Raw genomic sequence first — 7,981 nt, 5'->3', positions numbered from 1 at the left:
AAAAAATAACCGGTCCATCGGCGGGCGGGGGGGCCCGCTGGGCGGCGCCCCACGAGCCTACAAGGACGTATTTACGGCGGGTCCAGCATTCGCCTGCCCGGGTCACTTCTACTCGCAGCATCCGGACGCCAACGCTCTTGCTTCAACGCTTCAACGCTTCAACGCTTCAACGCTTCAACGCTCAAGCAAGTAGAGCGCAAAAAAAAAGCCCCGGAACATGTCCGGGGCTTTTCGAAATCACGACGTGAGCGTCAGATCAGAACGACATGTCGAACGACACTTCGCCCTTCACGCCCACCTGGTAGGCCGACGAACGACGCTCGAAGAAGTTGGTCAACTCCTGCACATCCTGCAGCTCCATGAAGCTCAGCGGATTGCGCACGTTGTACTTCTTCTCCATGCCCAGGCGATGGAAATGATTGTCCGCGCAATGCTGCAGATACTGGCGCATGTCACGCGTCGAAATGCCCGCCACACCGCCCGACAGCACGTCCTCGGCGAACTGCACTTCGCACTCGATCGCATCGGCCAGCATGTCGTAGACCTCCTGCTTCATCGCATCGTCGAACAGGTCCGGCTCTTCCTCGCGGATCACGTCCACGCACTCGAAGGCGAACTCCATGTGCGCGCTCTCGTCGCGGAACACCCAGTTGGTGCCCGAGGCCAGACCGTTGAGCAGGCCGCGCGAACGGAAGTAGTACACGTAGGCGAAGGCCGCGAAGAAGAACAGGCCCTCGATGCACGCCGCGAAGCAGATCTGGTTGAGCAGGAACTGGCGACGCTCATCACGGGTCTCGATGCGCTTCAGGTTCTGGATCGAATCGATCCACTTGAAGCAGAAGTCGGCCTTCTTCTTGATCGAATCGATGTTCTCCACCGCATCGAACGCCTTGGCGCGCTCGTCCGGATCCGGCAGGTAGTTGTCCAGCAGGGTCAGGTAGAACTGCACGTGCAGCGCTTCTTCGTACAGCTGGCGCGACAGGTACATGCGCGCTTCCGGCGCATTCAGATGCTGATACAGGTTCAGCACCAGATTGTTGGACACGATCGAATCGCCGGTGGCGAAGAACGCGACCAGACGGTGGATCAGGTGGCGCTCGCCCGGCGACATCTTGCCGTGCAGGTCACTGATGTCGATCTGGAAATTGATTTCCTCGACCGTCCAGGTGTTCTTGATCGCATTGCGATACATGTCATAGAACTGCGGGTAGCGCATCGGGCGCAACGTCAGTTCAAAACCTGGATCGAGCAGCATTTGAGCAGGCTTGTCGGCCATGGTGTTTCGTCCTTCTTGGCGACTACCGACCAACGGTCGGTAGCTACCGAATGTGTGATTTTCCGTCCGTGCACCCGGCGGTGCCGGCCGGGTGGGCCGGCACGCCTTGTTTACTGGCACGCCTCGCAGCTTTCCGGGTTTTCCAGCGAGCAGGCGACGGCTTCGACCGGGGTGTAGCTGCTGACGGTCGTCTTGGCGATCTTGGTCGCCGGGCGCGAACGCAGGTAGTACGTGGTCTTGATGCCCTGCTTCCAGGCGTACATGTACATGGAGGACATCGCGCCGATGTTCGGGCTTTCCATGAACAGGTTGAGCGAGGCGGACTGGTCGATGAACGCGCCGCGGTCGGCGGCCATGTCGATCAGCGAACGCATCGGCAGTTCCCAAGCGGTGCGGTAGATGTGGCGCAGCGTTTCCGGGATCTGGGTGATGCCCTGGATCGAGCCTTCGGCCAGCTTGATCGCGTCGCGCATTTCCGGGGTCCAGTGGCCGAGCTTCTTCAGCTCGTTCACCAGGTAACGGTTGACCTGCAGGAAGTCGCCGGACAGCGTTTCGCGCTTGAACAGGTTGGACACCTGCGGCTCGACGCACTCGTAGCAACCGGCGATCGAGGCGATGGTCGCGGTCGGGGCGATCGCGATCAGCAGCGAGTTGCGCAGGCCGTGTTCCTTGATGCGCTCACGCAGGGCATCCCAACGTGCGGTGTCTTCGGGCACCACGTTCCAGGCATCGAACTGCAGCTCGCCGCTGGCCGCACGGGTGTCGGCGAAGGACGGGTGCTTGCCGCGTTCCTGGGCCAGCTCGCACGAGGTTTCCAGCGCGTGGAAGTAGATCGTTTCGGCGATCTGCTTGGACAGCGCGCGGGCTTCGGCACTGTCAAAGGCCAGACGCTTGCGGAAGAACACGTCCTGCAGGCCCATGCAGCCCAGGCCGACCGGGCGCCAGCGCAGGTTGCCGCGGCGGGCGGTTTCGATCGGGTAGAAGTTCAGGTCGATCACGCGGTCGAGCTGACGCACGGCCAGGCGCACGGTGTCGGCCAGCTTGTCGAAATCGAACTCGCCGTGGCCGTCGAAATGATTGCCCAGGTTGATCGAGCCCAGGTTGCACACCGCGGTCTCTTCGGCCGAGGTGATTTCCAGGATTTCGGTGCACAGGTTGGACAGGTGGATCACGTTGCCCGGGCGCAGCGTCTGGTTGCTGGCGCGGTTGCACTTGTCCTTGAACGTCATCCAGCCGTTGCCGGTCTCGGCCAGGGTACGCATCATCCGCGAGTACAGCTTGCGTGCGGAGATGGTGCGCTGGGCCTTGCCCTGGGCTTCGGCCTGCAGGTAAGCCTGTTCGAAGGCTTCGCCGAACAGATCGGTGAACTCGGGCACCACGCTCGGATCGAACAGCGACCATTCCTGGTCGGCCTCGACGCGCTGCATGAACAGGTCGGGGATCCAGTTGGCCAGATTCAGGTTGTGCGCACGGCGCGATTCGTCGCCGGTGTTGTCACGCAGTTCGAGGAAGTCCTCGATATCGGCGTGCCAGGTTTCCAGGTACACACAGGCCGCGCCCTTGCGCTTGCCACCCTGGTTCACCGCCGCCACGGACGAATCCATGGTCTTCAGCCACGGCACGATGCCGTTGGAATGGCCGTTGGTCGACTTGATCAGCGAACCACGCGAACGCACGCGGCTGTAGCTGACGCCGATGCCGCCGCTGAACTTGGAGAGCTGGGCGATATCGCCGTACTTGGCGTAGATCGACTCCAGCGAATCCTGCGGCGAATCCAGCAGGAAGCACGAGGACAGCTGCTCGTGCGTGGTGCCGGAGTTGAACAGGGTCGGGCTGGACGGCAGGTAATCCAGGTTGCCCATGCGCTTGTACAGCGCGAGGGTTTCCGGCACGTCTTCGCTCAGCGCGCTGGCGATGCGCAGGAAGAACTGCTGCGGGGTCTCGATCACCTTGCGGGTGTGCGGATGACGCAGCAGGTAACGGTCGTACAGGGTACGCAGGCCGAAGTAATCGAAATGCAGGTCCAGCGACGGATCGATCGCGTCGTTGAGCTTGCGGGCGTTGACCTGCACGAATTCCAGCAGGCGCGCGTTGATCAGGCCCACTTCGTGGCCGCGGCCGACCGACTGCGAGAACGCATGGATTTCCTGGCCGGACACTTCCTTGGCGATGAAGTTGGCCAGCAGGCGCGCAGCGAGGCGGCCGTATTCGGGCTCTTCACCGATCAGCAGCGCCGAGGTGCGGATGGACAGTTCGTCCAGCTCCTGGGTGGTCGCGCCGTTGTACAGGCCGGAGATGGTGCGGGTCGCAACGCGCATCGGATCCACCGCATGCAGACCTTCGCAGCAGCGCTGTACAGCGCGCACGATCTTGTTCAGGTCCACCAGTTCGGTCGTGCCATTGCGCTTGGTCACGCTCATGGCGGTCGCCGTGGGCGGCGAGGTCAGCAGGAATTCGCTTTCCTTATCGATAGCTGCGCTGGTTTCGGTGCTCACGGCGTTTTCCTCTTGGCGTGATTTGGGGTGGTACAGCGGGGTCTGCCTGGCAGGCGCCGGAACCGATGCAGAGATGCTCAGGGTGGACTATCGGCGTCGCAGGAGCCGCGACCCGGGCAGGCAAGCCTGCGGGCGGTTCCCCTGCGTCACCGGTCCTCTCCCCCCGGAGAATCCTGCGACCGGCACCACACGCTGTACTTCGTGCGGTTGTCAGTAGGTCTTCAGGCCATCGGCGTGAAGGCAATACTCCCGTCGACTTGTGGTCGGCGGTACCGACGGCCACAAGATAGTGGGGGTACCAGGTGTCGTCAACGCCAAATGTAGTGAATTTCTCCAATCCCTTGCGGCGCAAGGACCGGGCCTGAAGGGCGTCCGACGAACGGTCTGGACCCGTCGAAAGCGAGTGCGCAGTCAAGGCCAAAACGTCGATGCCGGATGCGACGCAGGGTCGCGAAAAACGGAACAGCGGGCCTCACACCGGCCTAACGAATGACCGCCGGTCAGGGTGACTTCCGACCCGCGCCGGGGTGGCTGCGGGGTGCCACGCTCTGATACGCCTCCTTATATATGAACGCGACCATGCGCCTGCCCCTGACCGGCTGTCTGATGTTGGGCCTGACCGTGGCCGGTGCCGCCGCTGCCGGCGGGACCAAGGCGCCAGCGCTTTCCTCACGCCAGTGCGGGGTGAGCACGCCCTACAACGTGCTGGTGGACAGCGGCGGGATCTGGCTGCGCAACCGCGAGCAGGTGCCGGCGGAGATCTTCTTCCACGATGGCGAGCTGAACATCGATCGCCAGCCGATCCCGGTCAGCGACGCCGACGCCCAGCGCCTGCGCCAGCTCGAATGGGGCACCCGCCAGCTGGTGCCTGCCGTGGCCGGAGTGGCCGGCGAGGCCACGGACATCGCCTTCGATGCGCTGGGCGCCACGGTGGAAATCATGACCGGCAGCCTCCGCAGGGCGCGCGAGGTGGACGGGCTGCGCAAGGATGCCCACGCGTACGTCGGCCGTACCCTTGGCCGCGGGATCTGGGAGCAGGATCTGTTCGGCGAGCAGTTCGAGGCGCGCATCGAGCAGGCCGCCGAGTCGATGTCGGCCTCGCTGGCCCGCGGCGTGATGTGGACGATGCTGACCGGCGGCTCGGACCGGATCGAGGCCCGCGCCGAGCAGATGGAGGCCGACCTGGAGCGCCGCATGGAGGCGCGCGGGCAGGCGCTGGAGGCGCAGGCCCAGTCGCTGTGCACGCAGGTGCTGGCGCTGGATGCGATCCAGCAGTCGCTGGAGGTGCGCTACCAGGGCAAGCCGCTGGCGATGATGGTGATGGACCGCGACGAGGACGCAGCGGTGCCGATCGCGCACGAACTGCCGCGCGGAGATGCGTTGGTGTTGCCGCCGTTGTAGAGAGCATCCACGCATGGCGCGGAGCTACGCGCGGTGCGGGGTGCCCAGGTACTCGGCGCTCTGCATTTCGATCAGGCGCGAGGCGGTACGTTCGAACGCGCCCTGCAGGCGGATGCCCGAATACAGCCCGACCGGTGAATCGGTCGCGGTGCAGACCAGGTTGACGTGGCGGTCGTACAGCTCGTCGATCAGGTTGACGAAGCGGCGCGCGGCATCTTCGTTGAGTGTGTCGAAGTGCGGGATGTCCCCGAGCAGCACGGTGTTGAACTCGTGCGCGATCTCGATGTAATCCGAGGGGCCACGCGGGCCTTCGCACAGCGCCTTGAAATCGAACCAGACGATGCTCTTGCCGCGGCCGCGCACCGGAATCTTGCGCGCCTCGATCTCGATGTTGCCCGCCTTGGCCGGCTGCCCACCGCTGAGCTCGGCCCAGCGGCCGGCCAGCCAGGCATCGCTGCCGGCATCGATCGGGGACTGGTACACCGGCGAGCGGGTCAGCGCGCGCATGCGGTAGTCCTCGGTGCCTTCGGCGTACAGCTCGACGCAGTAGGTCTGCAGCAGCCCGATCGCGGGCATGAAGCTGTCGCGCTGCAGGCCGTTGAGGTACAGGTTTTCCACGGCGGTATTGGAGGTGGTCACCAGGGTCACACCCTCGGCGAACATGCGCTCGAGCAGGCGCGCCAGCAGCATTGCATCACCGATGTCGGTGACGAAGAACTCGTCCAGCACCAGCACGCGCAGTTTGCTGCGCCACTCCTGGGCGATCTTCGCCAGCGGATCGCTTTGCCCCTGGTGCTCGCGCAGGCGCTCGTGGATGCCACGCATGAAACGGTGGAAATGGGTGCGGTACTTCTGCTCGATCGGCAGGCCGTCATAGAACAGATCGACCAGGAAGGTCTTGCCGCGCCCCACCCCGCCCCAGAAATACAGGCCCTTGACCGGCTCGGGCTTCTTCCAGAATGCGGAGAGGCGATCCAGCCAGCCGTCCTGCGCGCTGTCGACCAGCGCCAGATGGATGCGGTCCAGCTCGGCCAGGGCGGCGTGCTGGGCCGGGTCGTTCTGCCATTCGCCCCGGGCCACGCCATCGGCGTAGCGCTGCGACGGGGTCATCACGGTCTCGCTCATGCTGCGTCGGGGGCCGCGTCGGAGGCGCCGTTGGGCAGCCACTGCTTGACGCCATGGATGAGCGCGCCGCGCAGGTCGACGATCTTGCGGTGGAAGAAATGGCTGGTATCGGGCATGCGCACCAGTTCGTGCGGTGCGTCCAGGCCGTCCAGCCAGTCATAGACCGCCTGCGGATCGACGATCTCGTCTTCCTCGCCCTGGATCACCAGCCACTGGGCCGGGGGCTGCATGCCCTCGAAGTCCCAGCGCCCGGCGGGCGGCGCGATCGAGATCAGCGTGGTCGGCTGCAGGTCGCCCGCGGCGCGCAACGAGACGTACGCACCAAAGCTGAAACCGGCCAGCCACAGGTCCTGGCCCGGCCGCTGTGCACGGACCCAGGCGGCAACGGCCTTGAGGTCGTCCTGCTCGCCCACGCCGTTGTCGAAGCTGCCGGCCGAATCGCCGACGCTGCGGAAGTTGAAGCGCACGGTGGCGATGCCCAGGTCGCGCAACGAGCGCGCGGCCATGGTCACCACCTTGTTGTGCATGCTGCCGCCCTCGGTGGACAGGGGGTGGCAGACGATCGCCACCACCGGCTGCACCGCGACATCGGCCTCGGGCAGATCAACCACGACATCCAGCGGACCGACCGGTCCGTCCAGCGTCAGCGCACCGCTTTCTTGGGGAAATGGGGGATTGTGCATGGCGTCATAATACCGTCCCTCCGCGTGCTTCACCGCCGCCCCCGCCGGATCCGTACATGCACTATCTGGTTTTCAGCGTTCTCTGCAGCGTGCTGGTGTCGGTCCTGCTGAAGCTGGCGCCGCGCCAGCGGCTGGACATGCCGCAGGTGGTGACCTGGAATTACCTGGTCGCCAGCGTGCTCAGCGCGGTGCTGCTGCAGCCCTCGCTGGCCTCGCTGCAGACCCCGCACGCGCCGTGGGCCGCCCTGCTCTGCCTGGCCGTGGCGTTGCCGGCGATCTTCCTGATGATGGCCCGCGCAGTGACCCGCGCCGGGATCGTGCGCAGCGATGTGGCCCAGCGATTGTCGCTGCTGCTTTCGCTGCTGGCTGCGTTCCTGGTGTTCGGCGAGAGCGCCAACGGCTGGAAGCTGGCCGGCCTGGGGCTGGGCCTGCTGGCGATCCTGGGGATCAGCGTGCGCCCGCGCGCCGGGGCGGCCGAGCCCTCCGGTGGGCGGGCCTGGCCATGGCTGCTGGCGGTGTGGGTGGGCTACGCCCTGGTCGACATCCTGCTCAAGAAGGTGGCGTTGTCGGGTACGCCCTCGATGGCGGCGCTTCTGGTCAGCTTCAGCCTGGCCTTCGTGCTGATGCTCATCCTGCAGCTATGGCGCCACCTGCGCGGGATCGCCCGCCTGCAGTGGCGCAACGGGGTCGGCGGCGCCCTGCTCGGCCTGCTCAACTTCGGCAACATCCTGTTCTACGTGCGCGCCCACCAGCATCTGCCGGACAGCCCGGCGGTGGTGTTCGCCGGCATGAACATCGGCGTGGTGGTGCTGGGCGCGCTGGTGGGCATCCTCGGTTTCGGCGAGCGCACCAGTGGGTGGAACCGGGTGGGCCTGGGGTTGGCCGTCGTGGCGATCGGGTTGATCGCATGGGGCACGTGGTAACCGATTGATGCGGTGCCGGCCAGCGGCCGGCACAACCTGGGCCATGCGACCGGGACCCGGCCTGTCTCTTATAAACAA

At 65.3% G+C, this 7,981-nt stretch carries 6 protein-coding genes; 2 read left to right on the top strand and 4 right to left on the bottom strand.

Annotated features, from left to right (window positions below; translation table 11 throughout):
* Nucleotides 1-256: 256 nt before the first annotated feature.
* Both QMX81_RS19705 and QMX81_RS19700 read right to left on the bottom strand, forming a co-directional pair.
* Complete coding sequence (locus tag QMX81_RS19705) at nt 257-1,276, bottom strand: ribonucleotide-diphosphate reductase subunit beta (RefSeq protein WP_121044332.1); 1,020 nt, start codon at nt 1,274-1,276, stop codon at nt 257-259.
* Between the two features lie 110 nt (nt 1,277-1,386).
* Nucleotides 1,387-3,771, bottom strand: a complete 2,385-nt coding sequence (locus tag QMX81_RS19700; RefSeq protein ID WP_121044335.1) for a ribonucleoside-diphosphate reductase subunit alpha — start codon at nt 3,769-3,771, stop codon at nt 1,387-1,389.
* A gap of 579 nt (nt 3,772-4,350) precedes the next feature.
* On the opposite strand from QMX81_RS19700, the gene QMX81_RS19695 reads away from it, so the two are divergent.
* The gene (locus QMX81_RS19695; protein ID WP_282264021.1) at nt 4,351-5,172 is read left to right on the top strand and encodes a DUF2884 family protein; all 822 of its coding nucleotides are present in this window, start codon (nt 4,351-4,353) and stop codon (nt 5,170-5,172) included.
* Nucleotides 5,173-5,196: 24 nt separating this feature from the next.
* Here QMX81_RS19695 and zapE read toward each other — a convergent pair whose 3' ends face one another.
* Nucleotides 5,197-6,297: a cell division protein ZapE gene (gene zapE, locus QMX81_RS19690; RefSeq protein ID WP_121044337.1), complete on the bottom strand. Its 1,101-nt coding sequence runs from the start codon at nt 6,295-6,297 to the stop codon at nt 5,197-5,199.
* A complete protein-coding gene (locus QMX81_RS19685) occupies nt 6,294-6,980 on the bottom strand; it encodes a CocE/NonD family hydrolase (protein ID WP_121044340.1) in 687 nt (228 codons plus the stop codon). Before QMX81_RS19685 ends, zapE begins: the two co-directional genes overlap by 4 nt.
* Nucleotides 6,981-7,036: 56 nt before the next feature.
* Here QMX81_RS19685 and QMX81_RS19680 point away from each other — a divergent pair, with 56 nt between their 5' ends.
* Nucleotides 7,037-7,903, top strand: a complete 867-nt coding sequence (locus QMX81_RS19680) for an EamA family transporter (protein ID WP_282264017.1) — start codon at nt 7,037-7,039, stop codon at nt 7,901-7,903.
* The last annotated feature ends 78 nt before the right edge of the window (nt 7,904-7,981 follow it).

The organism is Stenotrophomonas sp. PS02301 (assembly GCF_029959485.1).
Taxonomy (GTDB): Bacteria; Pseudomonadota; Gammaproteobacteria; order Xanthomonadales; family Xanthomonadaceae; genus Stenotrophomonas; species Stenotrophomonas maltophilia_Z.
The sequence above is the reverse complement of the archived record's forward strand: the minus strand, read 5'-3'. Positions and strand labels throughout refer to the sequence as shown.

Bases quoted from the DNA above. Each gene is read 5' to 3' on its own strand.
- QMX81_RS19705 (WP_121044332.1), bottom strand. From the start codon at position 1,276: ATGGCCGACAAGCCTGCTCAAATGCTGCTCGATCCAGGTTTTGAACTG.
- QMX81_RS19695 (WP_282264021.1), top strand. From the start codon at position 4,351: ATGCGCCTGCCCCTGACCGGCTGTCTGATGTTGGGCCTGACCGTGGCC.
- zapE (WP_121044337.1), bottom strand. From the start codon at position 6,297: ATGAGCGAGACCGTGATGACCCCGTCGCAGCGCTACGCCGATGGCGTG.
- QMX81_RS19685 (WP_121044340.1), bottom strand. From the start codon at position 6,980: ATGCACAATCCCCCATTTCCCCAAGAAAGCGGTGCGCTGACGCTGGAC.
- QMX81_RS19680 (WP_282264017.1), top strand. From the start codon at position 7,037: ATGCACTATCTGGTTTTCAGCGTTCTCTGCAGCGTGCTGGTGTCGGTC.